Origin of the sequence: Curtobacterium sp. MCLR17_034 (assembly GCF_003234485.1) — a bacterium.
GTDB classification, from domain to species: domain Bacteria; phylum Actinomycetota; class Actinomycetes; order Actinomycetales; family Microbacteriaceae; genus Curtobacterium; species Curtobacterium flaccumfaciens.
Map to the genome: position 1 here is coordinate 57,925 of NZ_QKTH01000018.1, position 17,830 is coordinate 75,754.

At 71.7% G+C, this 17,830-nt stretch carries 17 protein-coding genes; 8 read left to right on the plus strand and 9 right to left on the minus strand.

The annotated features are described in order from the left end of the window. Positions 1-130 precede the first annotated feature (130 nt). Positions 131-1,129: a LacI family DNA-binding transcriptional regulator gene (locus DEI98_RS15585; RefSeq protein ID WP_258370891.1), complete on the minus strand. Its 999-nt coding sequence runs from the start codon at positions 1,127-1,129 to the stop codon at positions 131-133. 162 nt (positions 1,130-1,291) lie between these two features. On the opposite strand from DEI98_RS15585, the gene DEI98_RS15590 reads away from it, so the two are divergent. The 4 genes from DEI98_RS15590 to DEI98_RS15605 are packed head-to-tail and all read left to right on the plus strand — an operon-like array spanning position 1,292 to position 5,610. Then, positions 1,292-2,323 carry a nucleoside hydrolase gene (locus tag DEI98_RS15590; RefSeq protein WP_111101240.1) on the plus strand — a complete coding sequence of 344 codons (1,032 nt, stop codon included), beginning with the start codon at positions 1,292-1,294 and terminating at the stop codon, positions 2,321-2,323. 6 nt (positions 2,324-2,329) lie between these two features. Further along, positions 2,330-3,760, plus strand: coding sequence for an MFS transporter (locus DEI98_RS15595; protein ID WP_110865607.1), 1,431 nt, complete (start codon positions 2,330-2,332; stop codon positions 3,758-3,760). Beyond that, complete coding sequence (locus tag DEI98_RS15600; RefSeq protein WP_111101241.1) at positions 3,757-4,617, plus strand: ribokinase; 861 nt, start codon at positions 3,757-3,759, stop codon at positions 4,615-4,617. The genes DEI98_RS15595 and DEI98_RS15600 overlap by 4 nt, the downstream gene beginning before the upstream one ends. 51 nt (positions 4,618-4,668) lie before the next feature. Continuing rightward, positions 4,669-5,610, plus strand: a complete 942-nt coding sequence (locus tag DEI98_RS15605) for a Ppx/GppA phosphatase family protein (protein WP_111094329.1) — start codon at positions 4,669-4,671, stop codon at positions 5,608-5,610. Positions 5,611-5,621: 11 nt separating this feature from the next. On the opposite strand, the gene DEI98_RS15610 is transcribed toward DEI98_RS15605, so the two are convergent. After that, complete coding sequence (locus tag DEI98_RS15610; protein WP_111101242.1) at positions 5,622-6,254, minus strand: antibiotic biosynthesis monooxygenase; 633 nt, start codon at positions 6,252-6,254, stop codon at positions 5,622-5,624. A 142-nt stretch (positions 6,255-6,396) separates the two neighbouring features. Here DEI98_RS15610 and DEI98_RS15615 point away from each other — a divergent pair, with 142 nt between their 5' ends. After that, complete coding sequence (locus DEI98_RS15615; RefSeq protein ID WP_111101243.1) at positions 6,397-7,209, plus strand: cupin domain-containing protein; 813 nt, start codon at positions 6,397-6,399, stop codon at positions 7,207-7,209. 11 nt (positions 7,210-7,220) lie between these two features. Here the strand turns inward: DEI98_RS15615 and DEI98_RS15620 are convergent, their stop codons facing one another. Continuing rightward, entirely contained in the window at positions 7,221-8,261 is a 1,041-nt protein-coding gene (locus DEI98_RS15620; RefSeq protein WP_111101244.1) for a Ku protein, read from the minus strand. 135 nt (positions 8,262-8,396) lie between these two features. Here DEI98_RS15620 and DEI98_RS15625 point away from each other — a divergent pair, with 135 nt between their 5' ends. The 3 genes from DEI98_RS15625 (at position 8,397) to DEI98_RS18770 (ending at position 12,132) form a co-directional block, all read left to right on the plus strand. Then, the gene (locus tag DEI98_RS15625) at positions 8,397-9,287 is read left to right on the plus strand and encodes an SDR family oxidoreductase (RefSeq protein ID WP_111101245.1); all 891 of its coding nucleotides are present in this window, start codon (positions 8,397-8,399) and stop codon (positions 9,285-9,287) included. Further along, a complete protein-coding gene (locus DEI98_RS15630) occupies positions 9,284-11,818 on the plus strand; it encodes an ATP-dependent DNA ligase (protein ID WP_111101246.1) in 2,535 nt (844 codons plus the stop codon). Before DEI98_RS15625 ends, DEI98_RS15630 begins: the two co-directional genes overlap by 4 nt. 155 nt (positions 11,819-11,973) lie before the next feature. Then, positions 11,974-12,132, plus strand: a complete 159-nt coding sequence (locus DEI98_RS18770; RefSeq protein WP_181422773.1) for a hypothetical protein — start codon at positions 11,974-11,976, stop codon at positions 12,130-12,132. Between the two features lie 303 nt (positions 12,133-12,435). Here the strand turns inward: DEI98_RS18770 and DEI98_RS18775 are convergent, their stop codons facing one another. The 6 genes from DEI98_RS18775 to DEI98_RS15655 all read right to left on the minus strand — a co-directional run bounded on the left by DEI98_RS18775 (position 12,436) and on the right by DEI98_RS15655 (position 17,542). Further along, positions 12,436-12,612 (minus strand): hypothetical protein, encoded by a 177-nt coding sequence (locus DEI98_RS18775; RefSeq protein ID WP_155896953.1) that lies wholly within the window; start codon positions 12,610-12,612, stop codon positions 12,436-12,438. Between the two features lie 9 nt (positions 12,613-12,621). Beyond that, positions 12,622-13,596: a sugar phosphate isomerase/epimerase gene (locus tag DEI98_RS15635; protein WP_181438060.1), complete on the minus strand. Its 975-nt coding sequence runs from the start codon at positions 13,594-13,596 to the stop codon at positions 12,622-12,624. 153 nt (positions 13,597-13,749) lie between these two features. After that, positions 13,750-14,433 (minus strand): fumarylacetoacetate hydrolase family protein, encoded by a 684-nt coding sequence (locus DEI98_RS15640; RefSeq protein WP_111101248.1) that lies wholly within the window; start codon positions 14,431-14,433, stop codon positions 13,750-13,752. 33 nt (positions 14,434-14,466) lie between these two features. Further along, a complete protein-coding gene (locus tag DEI98_RS15645) occupies positions 14,467-14,682 on the minus strand; it encodes a hypothetical protein (protein WP_110865597.1) in 216 nt (71 codons plus the stop codon). Beyond that, a complete protein-coding gene (locus DEI98_RS15650) occupies positions 14,663-14,992 on the minus strand; it encodes a hypothetical protein (protein WP_111094322.1) in 330 nt (109 codons plus the stop codon). Before DEI98_RS15650 ends, DEI98_RS15645 begins: the two co-directional genes overlap by 20 nt. 93 nt (positions 14,993-15,085) lie before the next feature. Next, complete coding sequence (locus DEI98_RS15655; protein WP_111047858.1) at positions 15,086-17,542, minus strand: phosphoketolase; 2,457 nt, start codon at positions 17,540-17,542, stop codon at positions 15,086-15,088. Positions 17,543-17,830: the final 288 nt, after the last annotated feature.

Sequence of the window (17,830 nt, forward strand, 5' to 3'; positions counted from 1 at the left end):
CGCCTCCTTCGCGAAAGCGACAGTTCTCCGCGGAACATCCGCGTCGAACTGTCGCTTTCGCGGACCTGCCGCCTCGGACGTGCGAGATGTGTCGCTTTCGCGGGCCCGGCTCGGGCGCTGACGCGGCGCGCTACGCGCCGGTGCTCGCGCGCGGCACGAGCCGCGTCGGCAGGGCCGCGGGCTCGGCGGCCGTGCCGTCGAGCGTCGCGAGGAGCCGCAGTGCTGCAGCCCGACCGAGGTCGGCGCCGGGAAGCGCCACGCTCGTCAGGGCCGGCGCGGTGACCGACGACGACGGCAGGTCGTCGAAGCCCGCGACCGCGAGTGCGCCGGGGACGGCGATGCCGAGCGCGCCAGCGACCCGCAGGACTCCGTAGGCCAGGGTGTCCGCGGCCGCGACGACGGCGGTGACGTCGTCGTCCTGCCAGGCCTCGATGACGTGCTCGGTGGCCGAGGCCGCGGCCTCCACGGTGAGGTCGGCGCGGGCGGTGACCTCGGAGACCGTGATGCCGGCCTCCGCACAGGCCTGCTCGAACAGTTCGCGGCGCACGCCGAACGTCGCCGCCCTCGAGGTGCCGTCGAGGTAGCCCACGTGCCGGTGCCCCTGGTCGTGCAGGTGGGCGACGAGGTCGTGCACGCCGGTGGAGAGGTCGTAGTTGACCGCCTCGGGCCCACCGGGGGCGTCGAGCAGCACCACGGGGACGCTCGCCGACATCGGCTCGTCGGCGGCCGGTGCGTCGACCAGGATGCCGGCTGGCCGGAGCCGTTCGAAGCGCCGGACGTCGGCCGCGACCGGCTGTGCACCCCGCTCGGTGACGGAGAGCACGAGCTGGAACCGGTCGCCCAGGGTGTCGCGGACGCCACGGATGACCTCGGCGAAGAACGGGTTCGACAGGTCGGGGGCGATGAACACGACGAGGTCGCCGCTGCCGCGCGCCAGGGAACTCGCCGCGTGGTCGACGACGTAGCCGAGGTCGTCCACGGCGTCGCGGACCCGTGCGGCGATGGGGGCGGAGACCCGTCCGCGGTCCTTGCCGTTCACGACGAGGGAGACCGTGGCGATGCTCGTGCCCGCACGCTCGGCCACCATCGCAGCGGTCACACGACGGCTCGGAACGGCGGGGGAGGGCACCCGTCGATGCTAGCGAGCGTGGTGGTCGAACTTGACGTCAAGCGTTTGACGTGTTTCGATGTCAAACGCTTGACGCGCCGCGTCGCCAGCGCTCTGCCGGCCCGTGGATCCTCACCACGTCGAGCACTCACCTCGATTCCCCGAAGAAGTGGAGCGCCCAGCGTGCCCGATGCGACCCAGCCCGCCGCGAAGATCATCCTCGATTGCGACCCCGGCCACGACGACGCCGTGGCGCTCCTGCTCGCCCACGGTAGCCCGGCCATCGACCTGCTCGCGGTGACCACCGTCGTCGGCAACCAGACCCTGCCGAAGGTCACCCGCAACGCCCTGGCCGTCGCCCGCATCGCCGGCATCACCGGGGTACCGTTCGCCGCCGGAGCCGCCCGCCCGCTGCTGCGCCAGATCGAGGTTGCACCGGACATCCACGGTGAGAGCGGCCTGGACGGCCCGATGCTCCCCGAGCCGTCGTTCGACCTCGACGCGCGCCACGCCGTCGACCTGATCATCGACACCGTGATGGCCCACGAGCCCGGCACGGTCACCCTCGTGCCGACCGGGGGTCTGACGAACATCGCCCTCGCGGCCCGCAAGGAGCCCCGCATCGTCGAGCGCGTCAAGCAGGTCGTGCTCATGGGCGGCGGCGTGCACGTCGGCAACTGGAGCCCGGTCGCCGAGTTCAACATCGTCATCGACCCCGAGGCCGCGGCCATCGTGTTCGAGGCCGGGTGGGACGTCGTGATGGTCGGCCTCGACCTGACGCACCAGGCCCTGGCCACCCCCGAGGTCGCCTCGCGCATCGCCGACGTCGGCACCGCCCCCGCCGCGTTCGTCGGCGAGCTGCTCGACTTCTTCGGCCAGACCTACAAGGACGCCCAGGGCTTCGACGCCCCGCCGGTCCACGACCCCTGCGCCGTCGCCTACGTGATCGACCCCACCATCGTCCGCGCCGTGAAGGTCCCGATCCACGTCGAGACCCAGGGCGCGCTGACCCTCGGCATGACCGTCGCCGACTTCCGCGCCCCCGCACCCGAGGACTGCCGCACGAGCGCCGCGATGGAGCTCGACCACGGCCGGTTCTGGGACCTCGTCGTCGACGCCCTCGAGCGCATCGGCGAGACGGCCGACACCGGCTGGACCCCACGTGCCGCCGCCGACGCCGTCGAAGCCGGCATCACCACGACCCCGGAGCGCTGAACCCCCATGACCACCACCTCGACGAAGAAGTCGATCGGCGCCCTCACGGCCGCGCTCCTCGCCGCGTGCATCGCGTTCCAGCTGAACGCGAGCATGCTCAGCCCCGCCCTCGTCACGATGGCGCGCGAGCTCAACACCGACGACGCCACCATCGGCCTGTCGCAGACCCTGTACTTCACGCTCGCGGCGCTGTTCTCGCTCTTCCTGCCGCGGCTGTCCGACATCGTCGGCCGCAAGCGCGTGCTGATCGGCATGCTCGCCGTGATGCTCGTCGGCAGCATCGTCGCCGCGCTCGCGGTGAACGTGCCGATGCTGTTCGCCGGCCGCATCATCCAGGGCGTCACCGGTCCGGTCGTCCCCATCTGCCTGCTCGTCCTGCGCAACGAGATCAGCGACCCGAAGCGCTACGGCGCCGCGCTCGGCCTGCTCACCGCGGTGAACGGTGGCATCGCGGGTGTCGACGCCCTGGCCGGCGGCTGGATCGCGACGAACTTCGGGTTCCGCGGGATCTTCTGGGTCATCGCCGTCGTCACCGTCCTCGCCCTGCTCCTGGTCGCGGTCTGGGGCGTCGAGTCGAAGCCCTCGGCCGGCACCCGGATGGACTGGATCGGCGTCGTGCCCCTCGTGGTGAGCGTCGGTGCGCTGCTCACGGCGTTCAACGAGGCCGGCAAGCTCGGCGCGGCGAACCCCGTGCTCGTGGTCGGTGGCGTCGTCGTCGCGCTCGTCGCCTTCGCGGTGTTCTGGGCCGTCGAGTCGCGCGTACGGGAGCCCCTGGTCGAGACCCGGTTCCTGCAGCGCCGGGCGACCTGGGCGCTCCTCGCGACGACGTTCCTGACGATGACGGGTGTGTTCGCGGTCGTCAACGGCCTGGTCACCTCGCTCGCGCAGAACGGTGACGCCGGCTTCGGGATGGAGCCCGACCTGGCCTCGCTCGTGTTCCTCACCCCGTACGCGCTGGTCGGCTGGATCGTCGGACCCTTCGCCGGGCGCCTCGCCCCGACCATCGGGTACCGCGCTGTCCTGCGCTTCGGCCTGATCGGCAGCATCGTCTCGACCGTCCTGATGGCGCTCGTCGGGGTGCACTCGCTGCCGGTCCTGGTCACCGCGACCGTGCTGATCGGCATCACCTACGCCGGCATCGCGAACATCATCCTGAACGGCCTGGGCATCGTGCTGTCGCCGGAGTCGAACCCCGGGTTCCTGCCCGGCCTGAACGCCGGTGCGTTCAACCTCGGCGCCGGGGTCAGCTTCGCCGTCCTGCCCGCGCTGCAGATCGCGCTCGGCGTCGGCGGTTCCGCGGGCACCGCCGGCTACTCCGGTGGCATGCTGCTCGGGGCCGCGATCACGACCGTCGCGCTCGCGATCTCGTTCCTCATCCCCCGTCCGGAGGGTGCCGAGACCACGTCCGTCGCCCCGCAGAAGGAGACCGTCCGTTGACCGAGAGCATCGTCGTCGTCGGGTCGCTCAACGCGGACCTGGTGGTCCGCACCGCGCGCTTCCCCCAGCCCGGTGAGACCCTGCAGGGCTCCGACCTCGCGATCCTGCCCGGGGGCAAGTCCGCCAACCAGGCGGTGGCTGCCGGGAGGCTCGGGGGCACGGTGCGCATGATCGGTGCGGTCGGCGACGACGGGAACGGTGCGCTGCTCCGCGACTCCGTCGCGGCTGCGGGGGTCGACACGACACACGTCGCGATCCGGGAGGGCGTCGCGACCGGCACCGCCGTCATCACGGTCGACGCCGCAGGCGAGAACACCATCGTGATCTCCGCCGGGGCGAACGGCACGCTGACGCCGGACGATGTGCCGACCGACGCCTTTGCCGACGCCGCGGTGCTGGGGCTCTGCCTCGAGGTGTCGATCGACGTCGTCCTCGCCGCCGCCCGGGCCGCGCACGCCGCCGGGGTCACGGTGCTCACGAACCTGTCGCCGTTCGGCGCCGTGCCGGCCGAGCTCCTCGAGCTGACCGACGTCCTGCTGGTGAACGAGCACGAGGCCGCGGCGCTCGGTGACCACGGCGTTGCCCGGTCGATCGTCACCCGTGGTGGTGCCGGCTGCGTCGTGCACGACGGGGGTGCCGACCCGGTGTCGATCGACGCCGTGCGGGTCGAGCCGGTGGACACCACGGGCTGCGGCGACGCCTTCATGGGTGCGGTGGCGCTGCGTCTGGCGGCGGGGGACGCCCTCGTCGACGCCGCTCGGTTCGCGGTGGGGGTCGGGGCGTACGCCGCGACCAAGCCGGGCGCACAGGCCTCGTACCCGACCACCGCCGAGCTGGAGGCGTTCCTGCGGGCGTAGGACGGGCCTCCCGGCCGTGGCGTGACTGCTCGGCCCACTAGCGTTGAGCCCATGCGCGTGGGAGTCCTCGACATCGGGTCCAACACCGGCCACCTGCTCGTGGTGGACGCCCACGGCGGCGCCGCGCCGCTGCCGGCGTCCTCGTTCAAGCAGCCGCTGCGGCTGGCCGAGCACCTGGACGACTCGGGCGCGGTGACCCAGCAGGGGATCGACGCCCTGACCACCTTCGTCGCCGACGCCGTCCGTGTCGCCGAGGAACGCGGTTGCGAGGACATGCTCGCGTTCGCCACCTCGGCGGTGCGCGACGCCGGCAACTCCGAGGCCGTGCTCGCCCACGTCGAGGCCTCCACCGGGGTCGAACTGGCAGTCCTGTCCGGCTCCGACGAGGCCCGGCTGACGTTCCTGGCCGTGCGTCGCTGGTTCGGCTGGTCCGCCGGTCGCCTGGCGGTCTTCGACATCGGCGGTGGCTCGCTCGAGATCGCCGGCGGTGCCGATGAGGCGCCGGACGTCGCGTGGTCGATGCCGATCGGCGCCGCACGCCTGGCTCGGTCCTACTTCGCCGCGGGCACCCCGACCGAGGACGACGTCCGCCGCATCCGGCACGAGATCCGGGTCGAGATCGCCCGCGACGCCGGCAAGTTGCTCCGCGCCGGACGTCCGGACCGTGCCGTGGCGACCTCGAAGACCTTCCGGTCGATCGCGCGGATCTGCGGGGCGGCACCCTCGGGTGCCGGTCCGCTCGTGCCGCGGGTGCTCGACGGCGACGTGCTCCGGTCGAAGCTGCCCGCGCTGCTGACAATGTCGGTCGACGAGCTCGCGGCGCTGCCCGGTGTCTCACCGAGCCGGGCGCACCAGGTGGTGCCGGGCGCGCTCGTCGCCGAGGCGTGCCTGGACATCTTCGACCTGCCGGCCCTCGAGATCTGCCCGTGGGCGCTGCGCGAGGGCGTCATCCTCGAGCGGCTCGACCAGTTGTCGGTGCTCGGGACCCCGTAGCGCCCGTCGGTCTAGCCGCGTGGCTGCGGGTCCTGCTGCCGTCGCTGCCTCGGCGGAGCGAGCAGCCACGGGCGGATCAGCTTCGTCACGAACGGCAGCACCCAGAACGTCATGATCGGCGTGAGCACGACGGTCGTGATGAGCACCCGGGGCAGGATCGCGACGTGCGCGAACGCGGGGACGAGCCAGGCCATCAGGTACGTGAACGCGAGGTTCACCGGGAAGAAGCCGAGCCAGATGCTCACGGACTGCTTCCACCGCGGGGGAGCGCTCGAGGCCGGGGCGTCCTGCGGGACGTCGAACCACCCCTCGATGCCGGTGCGCTTCTCGACGCGGGACTCCACCACCAGGTCACGGCCCAGGTCGAGCCAGCGCAGCCGGTCGTCGGAGTTCTCCCACGTCGCCAGGGAGTCGTGGTCGGCGAACCGGTAGAGCATGTGCCACTCGCGGGACTGCGCGGTGGAACGCACCCACCCCGAGCCGAGGAAGCCGGGGTAGCGGTTCGCCAGGTTCACCCCGGACTGCACCCAGCGGGTGACCTCGGGGATGCGATCGGGTTCGACCAGGCGGGTGACGGAGACGGTGACGGGCGGGCCTGCGGTCTCGGATGACGACTGCAGGCTCCCAGGCTCTTGTGGAGTCATCCGACCAGTGTCCCGGACCCGTGTTTCCGGCTCGTGACACGTGCCTCGCACGTCGGCTGAACGGATCCGCGTCGTCCTTCGACCGCCGTCCCAGGCGGGTGCAAGACGATCATCTGGCGAACGCGCCACCGAGAGGACCCCGATGACCGATCCCGAGCCCACCACCACCCTCGTCGCCACCGTCGACGGGCCCGACGGCGGCACGTACGAGGTGCGGCGGCTGACGCTCCCGGTGGGTGCGTCGACCGGCTGGCACCGGCACGACGCGCGCCAGACGGGTCTCGTGGTGCGCGGCGCGCTGACGCACGTCACCGAAGAGGCCACTCGGGTCGTCGGGCCGGGGCAGGCCCTGGTCGAGGAGCCGCGCATCGTGCACGACGGCCGCAGCACCGGCACGGAGGACGCCGAGCTGCTCTACGTCGCCCACCTGCCGGCAGGTGCAGCGGCGTCGACCCCGGGCGAGGCGCCACCGAGCGAAGGGCCGGCCCGCAGCGCGCTCGTGACGGTCCCGCTGGGCCGGCCGCAGTTCGTGCACGCGCTGCGCTACACCGCGATGTACGCACCGAAGCCCTTCGCCGAGGCCCTGCTCGTCTACCGGGACAACGGCACGTACACGATCCTGTCCCCGGGTGAGGACCACCACGGCTGCTACGTCTCGGCGACCGATCCCGCCGAGGGGATGCGGCACGTCGCGTTCATGTCGTGGCCGTCCGCGGACTGGGGCCGGAACATCGCATCGCACACCCTGACCTTCGAGGCCGCGAGCGGTGCGTTCACCCAGGAGCTCCGGTTGCCGGGTGACCCGGTCCCGCGGGCGCAGTACGGGTACGCGGTGCCCGTCGAGGACCCGGAGTCGATCGACACCGGCGCCGGGTGGCCAGCGCTCCGCCAGCAGTACGCCGGGGTGTTCACCACGCTCGAGCGGCTGGCGGGCGGCGGGTCGACCGCGGCCTGACCCGGGAGCGGTCAGCTCGCCTGCTTCTTGGCGGCGGGCTTCTTGGCTGGCGCCTTCTTGGCCGGTGCCTTCTTGGCCGGTGCCTTCTTCGGCGCCGACTTCGCGGGAGCCTTCTCGGCCGTGCTCTCCGCAGCCTTCTTCGCGGGCGCCTTCTTCGCCGGCGCCTTCCTGCCGGAGCCGGACGTGCCCGAGCCGGACGTGCCCGAGGCGGAACCCGACGACGAGCGTGCGGTCGACGACGAACGCGACCCCGAGCCTCCTGTCCGCTTCTTGTCGACGGACGCACGCAGGGCGGCCATCAGGTCGAGCACGTCACCGCCCTCGTCGTCGTCGTCCTCGTCGTCCTGCGCGCCGAAGGTCTTCTCGGTGTCGATGTCGTCGCCCGCCTCGAGCTTGGCGTCGATCAGCTGCTGCAGTTCCTCCTGGTAGGAGTCGGTGTAGCGGTCGGGGTCGAAGTCGGTGGACATGCTCTCGACGAGCGAGGACGACATCTTCAGCTCGTTGGCGCTGACCTTCACCGTCGTGTCGAGGGTCTTGAAGTCGGCGGCGCGGACCTCGTCGCCCCAGAGCAGCCCCTGCAGCAGGATGACCTCGTCGTGCACCCGGAGCACCCCGAGCCGCGTCTTCTGCCGCAGGGTGAACTGCACGATCGCCAGGCGGTCGGTCTTCGCCAGGGTCTCGCGCAGCAGCACGTACGCCTTCGGCGAGCGCGAGTCGGGCTCGAGGTAGTAGGTCTTCTCGAACATCATCGGGTCGACCTGGTCGACGGGCACGAACTCGAGCACCTCGACCTCGTGCGACTGCTCCTCGGGGAGCTGCTTGAAGTCGTCCGCGGTGAGCACCACGGTCTTGTCACCGTCGTCGTAGGCACGCTGGATGTCCGCGTACTCGACCTCGTGGCCGAACTCGCACACCCGCTTGTACCGGATGCGGCCCTTGTCGTCGTCGTGGACCTGGTGCAGGGACACGTCGTGCGTCTCGGTGGCCGCGTAGACCTTGATGGGCACGTTGACGAGCCCGAACGCGATGGAGCCCTTCCAGATCGACCTCATGCGCACATGATGCCCGCCCGCACGCGTGCGTGCCCGGAGCCGTCGGTTCCTCCACAGGTCCGCCGTCCGGGGGATCGTTCCACGGATGTCCGGTTCGCTGGACCGCCGCGAGGCCGGCGCGAGCACGATGGGCCCATGAGCCAGCTCGACAAGCAGGACCCGCGCGACCAGTTCCCCCGTCCGCCGTTCCCCGCGCAGACCCAGCAGGGGTCCGGGCTGGCGAGTGCGATGGACCCCGCCCCCGACCACGGCGAGACGAGCTACCTGGGCACCGGGCGGATGCGCGGGTACCGGGTGCTCGTCACGGGCGCGGACTCCGGCATCGGGCGCGCCGCGGCGATCGCGATGGCGAAGGAAGGGGCCGACGTCGCCCTGAACGCCCTGCCCGAGGAACGCGAGGACCTCGAACAGGTCCGCGACGTCATCGGTGACCTCGGGCGCAAGGTGGTGCTGCTGCCCGGCGACCTGACGGACGAGGCCTTCTGCGACATCCTGGTGCAGGACGCCGTCAGCGAGCTCGGTGGCCTGGACGCGCTCGTGCTGGTCGCGGGCCACCAGCAGGTGCACGAGGACGTCACCGTGCAGAGCACCGAGGACTTCGACCGCACGATGAAGGTCAACCTGTACTCGCTGTTCTGGCTCGTCCGTGCTGCGGTCCCGCACATGGCGCCGGGCAGCTCGATCGTCACGACCAGCTCGGTGTCTGCCTACCAGCCCCAGGACCGCATGATCGACTACGCCGCGACGAAGGCCGCGATCATCACCTACACGAACGGGCTCGCGCGGCAGCTCGCCAGCAAGGGCATCCGGGCCAACACGGTGGTGCCCGGGCCGGTGTGGACGCCCCTGCAGCCGATCAGCTACCCGGGCGACGAGATCGCGGCGTACGGCCAGGACACCCCCTTCGGCCGTCCCGCCCAACCCGTCGAGCTCGGCAGCGCCTACGTCTACCTGGCGGGGCCCGAGTCGTCGTACACGTCCGGCACGACCCTGACGGTGGCGGGAGCGACCGGGGTGGCGCTGTGAGTCCCGCCTCGCGCAAGACCGTCGTCCTGGTCGGGGACCGGCGGCTCGCGCTCACGAACACCGACAAGGTGCTCTACCCCGAGACCGGCACCACGAAGGGTCGGGTGATCGAGTACTACGAGCGGGTCGCGCCGTGGATGATCCCGCACGTCAAGGACCGACCGGTGACCCGGAAGCGCTGGGCCAACGGTGTCGAGGGCAAGGTCTTCTTCGAGAAGAACCTGCCCGACTCGGCACCCGACTGGGTGCGGCACCACACCATCCACCACTCGGAACATGACAACGAGTACCCGATCGTCGACGACCTGCCGACCCTGGTGTGGATGGCGCAGCAGGCCGCGCTCGAACTGCACGTCCCGCAGTGGCGGTTCGGCCCACGCGGCGCGCAGCAGAACCCGGACCGGCTCGTCCTCGACCTCGACCCGGGGGACGGCGTGGGGCTGCCCGAGTGCGTCGAGGTCGCCGTGGCCGCGCGCGAGATCCTGCACGGCATGGGGCTCGACCCGTACCCGGTGACGTCCGGTTCCAAGGGCATCCACCTGTACGCGGCGCTCGACGGCAAGGCGACGACCGCACAGGTCTCCGACGTCGCCCACGAGCTGGCCAAGGCCCTCGAGACGGACCTGCCGGACCTAGTGCTGTCGTCGATGAGCCGTGCCGAGCGGAAGGGCAAGGTCTTCGTCGACTGGTCGCAGAACAACGGCAACAAGACGACCATCGCCCCGTACTCGCTGCGCGGCCGCGAGCGGCCGACGGTCGCGGCGCCCCGCACCTGGAAGGAACTCGAGGAACGCGGGCTCGCGCAGCTCACGTTGGACGAGGTCCTCGAACGCCTGGAGGCCCGTGGGGACTTCCTGCACCCGGTCGCCTCCGCCTCGCTGGCCGTCGGACGCGACGACCACGGTCACTGGGACAGCGACCGGACCGAGCGGGCGAACGATGCCGAGCAGCCCGCACGTGACCGGCTCGCCGCCTACCGGGCGAAGCGGGACGCCTCGAAGACGCCGGAGCCCGTGCCCGAGGGCGCTCCCACGGTGCGGAAGGACGGCACACCGACCTTCGTCATCCAGGAGCACCACGCCACCCGCGACCACTACGACTTCCGGCTCGAGCACGACGGGGTGCTGGTGAGCTGGGCCCTGCCGAAGGGCGAGCCGACCGACCCGGGCAAGAACCACCTGGCCGTGCAGACCGAGGACCACCCGCTCGAGTACGGGTCGTTCGAGGGCACGATCCCGAAGGACGAGTACGGCGGCGGCACGGTCACCATCTGGGACGACGGCACCTACGAACTCGAGAAGTGGCGCGAGGGGCAGGAGGTCATCGTCACCCTGCACGGTCGGGCCGGCGGCGCTCGCCGCCTCGCGCTGCTCCACACCCGCGGCCGTGGCGGCGGGGACGAGAAGAACTGGCTCATCCACCGCACGAAGGAACAACCCGAACGGCTGGCGGACGGCAGCGGCTCTGCCGGGCCGACGGTGGCGCGACGGTCGGAGCGGCCGTCGGACGGCCACGGCGATGCGCACCGCGCCGGGCAGCGACGGATCAGCGGGACCGCGGACGCCGAGACCCCACCGTCGGAGCGCCGGACGATGCAGGCGACCCTGGCCAAGGGGGCGCCCCGGCTGGACCCGGCCGACTGGGCCTTCGAGATGAAGTGGGACGGGGTGCGCGCGCTGGCGACGGTCCGCGACGGGTCGGTGACCCTGCGCAGCCGCAACGACAACGACCTGACGGCCCAGTACCCCGAGCTGCAGGAACTGGGCGAGCGGGCCGGCGTGGACGGCGTGTTCGACGGTGAGATCGTGGCCGTCGACGATCGTGGCCGACCCTCGTTCCAGCTGCTCCAGAACCGCATGGGCCTGACGAAGGCACGCGAGGTCCGGAGCGCGCAGGAGACGACGCCCGTGCGGTTCCTGCTGTTCGACGTGCTCGAGGCGGACGGGCACGAGCTCACGCGGCTCGGCTACGACGCCCGGCGGCAGGCACTCGAGACGGTCGTGGACCCCGGCGGCGCGATCGACGTGCCGCCGGCGGTACAGGGTGACCTCGACGCGGTGCTTGCGGCATCGCGCGAGCAGGGACTCGAGGGCGTGGTCGCGAAGAAGCGGTCGTCGAAGTACGCCGAGGGTCGGCGGTCCGAGGCCTGGCTGAAGCTCAAGCACCACGCCACGCAGGAAGTCGTCGTCGGCGGCTGGAAACCGGGCAGCGGTCGGCGTGCCGGCGGGATCGGGTCGCTGTTGCTCGGGGTGCCCGGCCCCGACGGGCTGGAGTACGTCGGCAAGGTCGGCACCGGGTTCCGTGACCGTGACCTCGACGAGATCGCCGGTGTCCTCGCACCGCTGGAACGGAAGACCCCGCCGTTCGTCGACGTCCCACGACCTGACGCTCGGGATGCGCATTGGGTCACGCCGAAGCGCGTCGGCGAGGTCGAGTTCGCCGAGTGGACCGGCGACGGACGGCTCCGCCAGCCGTCGTGGCGTGGGTGGCGCGTGGACAAGGACCCGGACGACGTCGTGCGGGAGACCTGACCCGCGCTCCGGCCTCGGCTCCGCATGCGTGCGCATGGGGTCCGCCGCTGGCGAACATCCGTCCCCCGTACCGTGCCCGGGCGGGGGACAGTATCGGCCCCGCTGGCCACGATCGGCCATCGGCTGTTACGTTCGCCGGGACGAAGGGGGCTTCGATGATGAACTCGAGCAAGTACCTGCCGCCCTACACGGCCGCAGAACGCGTCGCGATCACGGGGGACGACCTGTCGCAGCGGACCGTCGAACCGGGCAGCGGCGCCACGGAGACCGAGGTCCGGTACGCGGACTTCCTCGCCGACGAGGACGACGACTGACGAAGACGACGACTGACGGGGGAACCCTGAACGCCTGACCGCTCGACGGGCCCGACAGACCCGACGGCCCGCACGCTGGATCAGGGAGCGCACGGACCGTCGCCGAGGCACGTGACCAGCCGGTTCAGGGAGACCGACCACGAAGCCCCGCACCGGGCTCGCCGAAACGACACTCGGTGGGTCCACTGGTGAGACGTGCCGAGTGAGCGTTTCGTCACGCGGGCGCAGAGAAATCGCCGAGCGACCTCGATGGTCGCCCGGCGATCTCGTCCGTGCGGGGGATCCTGTCGGATCAGTACCGGGTCAGGCCGCGGGCGCAGGGCCGTCGGTGGGCACCGCGTGGTCGGCCACGGGTGCGTCCTCTTCGATGAGCTCGTCCTCTTCCGGTTCGACCACCTCGGCCGCGGCGGCCTTGGCCTCGTCGATGGACTCCTGGGAACGGCGGAGCAGGTCGTCGTCGTGTGCTGCCTGATCGGTCATGCCAGCAACCTACGCGGGCGTCCCTGTGTCGGCGTCCCGACGGCGGGCACCGTGCGTCGGGTCGTGCCGGCCGGTGTGCGGGGGCTCGAAGTCCACCGCGGACGTCGGTGCGGGTGTCGAGGGCATCGCCGGAGCGGCCGGGGCGCCGAACGCGTCGGCGGCGTCGAGCACCGCACGGGTGGCGGCGACAGCTGTCCGGAGCGCATCGCGCACGGGCATCGCCCGGTGCGCCGGGGTCCGGACCTCGACGCCCCACGGCTCGTCGAACCCGAGCTCGCGCACGGTCCGCACGAAGCCGGGCAGGTCCCACGCTCCGGCACCGGGCAGGTACCGTGCCGTCCGGGACTCCTCGGCGAGGGTCATCCCGCTCGGGGTGTGCAGCAGCCCGTCGCTCAGCTCGACGGCTGCGAGGACCCCCGGTGCGACGCCCTGCCGGATCGACGCGAGCGTGGAACCGCCGCGGAGCGCGTGCATGGCGTCGATGAGCAGGCCGCCGTTGGGGTGTCCGGCAGCGGCGACGAAGCGGGAGGCCCGTTCGATCGTGGGCAGGTTCGACCACGGTTCCGGTTCGAGCACGAGCTGCGCTCCGACCGCCTCGGCCTGGTCGGCGAGCACGACCCAGTCGTCGGCCATCGTCGCGGGGGAGGCTCCGGGCAACGAGGTGTCGGCGCGCGCCACCACCTGCCAGGCGCTCAGCGTCGCCGCGGCCTCGAGCACGACCCCGCGGTCGGCGTCCTCGTCCTGGGTGCGGCTCGTGCACGTCCACCACCGGTCGAGTGGTCCGAGCTGGACCCAGACGATGCCGGCGGCGTCGAGCATGCGGCGCAGCTCGGCGAACCCCGTCGTCGCGCGGACCTCGTGCAGATCGTCGAGGGACAGCGACAGGCCGGCGAACCCGGCGGCGCCGACGGCGTGCACGCGGTCACGGATGCTCTCGTCGCCCGCCCACGTCCAGGACGTGGCGAGCAGGTCGTGTTCCAGCACGGTCGTACCTCCGGCAGTCCCGAGGTGTCCGCGTCGCCCCGTCGCGATGCGCCGCCCCGTGTCCGCCGCGGGCCCCACCCGCGACGATGCCCAAGACTTACCCGTACTGCCTGCGAACGCTCCCAGCCCGTCGACACATCGCCGACACGTGCTTCAGACGATCCGGGTCCGGACCTCGCCGACGCCGGCGATCGTGCCGACGAGCACGGCGCCGCGTTCGAGCACGCCGACACCGTCAGGAGTGCCGGTCATCACGAGGTCGCCGGGCGCGAGCGCCACGGACCGTGACAGCGCCGCGATCGTCTCGGCGACCGACCAGATCTGGTCGGTCAGGTCGCCCGACTGCCGGAGTCCCCCGTCCACCGTCAGCTCGATCGCGCCGCTGGTCGGGTCGACCTCGGCCGCCGGGGTGAGCACGCCGATCGGTGCCGAGGCGTCGAAGCCCTTGGCCGTGTCCCACGGGCGCCCGAGTCGCTTCGCCTCGGCCTGCAGGTCGCGGCGGGTGAGGTCGATCCCGACGGCGTACCCCCAGACGTGTGCGAGGGCGTCGGCGACTGCGATGTCCGTGCCGCCGGTGCCGATCGCGACGACGAGCTCGACCTCGTGCTCCAGTTGCTGCGTCAGCGGTGGGTACGGGGTGTCGGCCCCGTCGACCACGACCGCGTCTGCCGGCTTGGTGAAGAAGAACGGCGGCTCGCGGTCCGGGTCGTGGCCCATCTCGCGGGCGTGCGCGGCGTAGTTCCGGCCGACGCAGAACACACGGCGGACGGGGAAACGCGCGCCCGTCGTCGTGGGCACAGTCGGGAGGTTCGGGGCCGGGATGACGAGTTCGGTCACGGTCCCAGCGTGGCAGGCTCGCAGGGCATCGGTTCAGCTCTCGCCGAAGGACGCCTCGTACTTGAGCTTCCGCGCCCGTGCGCGCTCCTGGCGTTCGCGCCATTCGATGCGCGCCTGACGGAGCTCTTCCTCGGCGCCCTTCGCCCGCATCATGGGCCCGTAGTGCGGGTCCGCCAGCAGTGCGGGCGTCGTCATTTCACGTCCGTCGAGCCAGCGCTTGAAGTCCTTGTCACTCAGCTTCGAGATCATCGTTCGCTCCTTCGATCGTCGCTGCGGTCAGGTCGTCGAGTGCCTGGCCGACCCAGCGGTCGTCCGCGGTCGTCCAACTGCGGGTCACCAGCGCAGCGGACATCACACCGGCGGCCGCGCGCTGTCCTTCGTCGTCCGAGGTCGCCCGGTCGGCGACCCACGACCAACGCTGCCACCACAGGTCGCGGTGCGCCGAGAACTCTGCATTTCGCCGTCCTGCGCGCCCGTCGAGCACCGAGGCGACGAGCGCACCCAGCGCGACGGACGCGCTCGTGACCGACACGAGCGCGCTGATCCAGCCAATGTCCATGCCGGAACCCTGACAGCACGGAACCGGCCACGCGGCGGGCGTGACCGGTCCTGTGGAGGGCGCTCCGGGCCTCCAGGCCTGTGGAGGAGTGCGTCAGTTGCCGGGCGCGGCCGCCTCGGTCTCGCCCGCACCCGGGTCGCCGCCGGTCCCGCCGCTGGCGGGCTCGTCCTGCGGCCAGCCCGCGAACTCCCAGCCCGCGAGGGACGGGTGGTCCTCGCCCTTCGTGTACGCGAACGTCCGCGCGGCGTCACGCGCCTCGGACAGCTTCGTGAGCAGATCGGCGTGCGCCTCGGCGTCCACCCGTGTCAGGGCGTCGTGGGCCAGGGCGAATCGGTCCATCTCGTTGCGCATGAGCATGTCGAACGGTGAGGTCGTCGTGCCCTGCTCGAGGAACCCGTGCACGTGCAGGTCGTCGTGCCCGTTCCGGCGGTACGTCAGCTGGTGCACGAGGGTGGGGTACCCGTGGAACGCGAAGACCGTGGGCGTGCCGGGCAGGAAGAGCGCGTCGTACTGCTCGTCCGGGATCGGGTGCTCGTGCTTGCGCGGGTCGCCGAGCGCCAGCAGGTCGACGACGTTGAGCACGCGGACCCCGACGCCGGGAGCGTGCTTCCGGATGATGTCGGTGGCGGCGATCGCCTCGACCGTGGGGACGTCACCGGCGCAGGCGAGCACGACGTCGACCTTCCCGACGGCCTGCTCCGTGCCGGCGAAGTCCCACACGCCGAGTCCGGCCTGCGCGTGCGCGACCGCGTCGTCGAGGGACAGGAAGACCGGCTCCGGGTGCTTGCCCGCGACGATCACCTCGATGCGGTCCGTGGTCTCCATCGCGTGCGCGGCGACGGCGAGCAGCGTGTTGGCGTCGGCCGGCAGCTTGATCCGGACGAGGTCCTGCTGCTTTGACGCGACGACGTCGAGGAACCCGGGGTCCTGGTGGGAGAACCCGTTGTGGTCCTGTCGCCAGACGTGCGACGAGAGCAGGAGCGACAGGTTGGACACCGGCACCCGCCAGTCGATGTCGGTCGACGACTCCAACCACTTGGCGTACTGCCCGACCATCGAGTCGATGATGTGGGCGAACGCCTCGTAGGTGTTGAGCATCCCGTGCCGACCGGACAGCACGTACCCCTCGAGCATCCCCTCGAGCAGGTGCTCGGACAGGACCTCGGTGACCCGTCCGCGTGCGGCGAGGTGCTCGTCACCTGCGGCGCGCTGGGCTCGCCAGACGCGCGAGGTCACGTCGAAGACGGCGTCGAGCTTGTTCGAGATCGTCTCGTCCGGGCCGAACAGCCGGAAGGTCGAGGCGTTCTTCTCGATGAGTGCGGCGAGCCAGGGGCCGAGCGTGCCCGTGGCGGATGCCGTGGAACCGGCCTCGACCGCGTACGGCTCGAGCGGCGGCCGGTCGAGCGCGGTCCGCAGCCGTCCGCCGTTGCCGTGCGGAGTGGCACTCATCCGCTCGTCGCCGGTCGGACGGATCGTGGTCATGATGCCGACGGGGTGGCCGTCCTCGTCGAAGAGCTCCTCGGGGCGGTACGAGCGCATCCACTCCTCGAGCTGCGCACGGTGGCCGTCGTCCTCGCGCACCGCGGGCAGCGGCACCTGGTGCGCGCGGAAGGTCCCCTCGACCTGTTCGCCGTCGACCTCCTTCGGGCCGGTCCAGCCCTTCGGGGTGCGCAGGACGATCATCGGCCAGCGCGGACGCAGGTCCGCGGCACCGGCGGGCTGCCCCGCGGCGGCACGGGCGGCCTGGGCGCGGGCAGCGGCCTGGATGTCGTCGATGCCGGCGAGGGCGCGTCGCAGGGCACCGTCGAACAGGGCGTGGACCGCGTACGGGTCGTCGTCGACGCGGCGGGAGTCGACCACGATCGGGTCGTAGCCGAGCCCGCGGAAGTACGCGGTGAGGTCCTCGTCGGGGATGCGGGCCAGGACGGTCGGGTTCGCGATCTTCCAGCCGTTGAGGTTGAGGATCGGCAGCACGGCACCGTCGGAGACCGGGTCGAGGAACGTGTGCGCCTGCCACGAACCGGCGAGCGGACCGGTCTCGGCCTCACCGTCACCGACCACGCACGCGACGACGAGGTCCGGGTTGTCGAGCGCCGCACCGTAGGCGTGCGACAGCGAGTAGCCGAGTTCACCGCCCTCGTTGATGGAGCCGGGGGTCTCCGGGGCGGCGTGGGAGGGGATGCCGCCGGGGAACGAGAACTGGCGGAAGAACCGCTGCAGGTCGACGTCCTGGTACAGCTCGTTCCACGTGCCGTCCAGCCAGGCGTTCGCGTTCATCGCCGGACCGCCGTGCCCCGGGCCGCAGATGTACAGGAACTCGCGCCCGGTCTCCGTGATCAGTGCGTTGCAGTGCGCGTACACGAGGTTCAGTGCGGGGGAGGTGCCCCAGTGGCCGAGCAGCCGCGGCTTGACGTCGTCGGGTTCGATCGGCCGGCTGAGCAGCGGGTTGTCCAGCAGGTAGATCTGCCCGACCGTCAGGTAGTTCGCGGCGCGCCACCAGGCGTCGACCGCCCGGAGCCGGTCGGTGGTGGAGATGTGTGCTGGAGCCATGGGTACACGGTACGAAACACCGGGTTGCGGCACCTCAGGAAACTCGTCCCAAACCGTTCGGGCGGGGGCGCCGAATGACTTGCACAGGGCAAAAGCCCAGGGCGCTCTCCGGTCACAGTTGGCCGGTACTCAGTATGTGCACAGTGCACATTCGGCCACCGGCCGGAGCGCCTCTAGAGCAAAGGACTGATCACGATGCGTAAGAGCCTCAAGACCTCCATCACCCTCGCCACGACCGGCGCCCTCGTCCTCGGCGGTGCCGCGTTCGGGATCTCCTCCGCCCAGGCC

Coding starts and splice junctions, on each gene's coding strand:
- DEI98_RS15595 (WP_110865607.1), top strand. CDS start 2,330: ATGACCACCACCTCGACGAAGAAGTCGATCGGCGCCCTCACGGCCGCG.
- DEI98_RS15605 (WP_111094329.1), top strand. CDS start 4,669: ATGCGCGTGGGAGTCCTCGACATCGGGTCCAACACCGGCCACCTGCTC.
- DEI98_RS15610 (WP_111101242.1), bottom strand. CDS start 6,254: ATGACTCCACAAGAGCCTGGGAGCCTGCAGTCGTCATCCGAGACCGCA.
- DEI98_RS15615 (WP_111101243.1), top strand. CDS start 6,397: ATGACCGATCCCGAGCCCACCACCACCCTCGTCGCCACCGTCGACGGG.
- DEI98_RS15620 (WP_111101244.1), bottom strand. CDS start 8,261: ATGAGGTCGATCTGGAAGGGCTCCATCGCGTTCGGGCTCGTCAACGTG.
- DEI98_RS15625 (WP_111101245.1), top strand. CDS start 8,397: ATGAGCCAGCTCGACAAGCAGGACCCGCGCGACCAGTTCCCCCGTCCG.
- DEI98_RS18770 (WP_181422773.1), top strand. CDS start 11,974: ATGATGAACTCGAGCAAGTACCTGCCGCCCTACACGGCCGCAGAACGC.
- DEI98_RS18775 (WP_155896953.1), bottom strand. CDS start 12,612: ATGACCGATCAGGCAGCACACGACGACGACCTGCTCCGCCGTTCCCAG.
- DEI98_RS15645 (WP_110865597.1), bottom strand. CDS start 14,682: ATGATCTCGAAGCTGAGTGACAAGGACTTCAAGCGCTGGCTCGACGGA.
- DEI98_RS15650 (WP_111094322.1), bottom strand. CDS start 14,992: ATGGACATTGGCTGGATCAGCGCGCTCGTGTCGGTCACGAGCGCGTCC.
- DEI98_RS15655 (WP_111047858.1), bottom strand. CDS start 17,542: ATGGCTCCAGCACACATCTCCACCACCGACCGGCTCCGGGCGGTCGAC.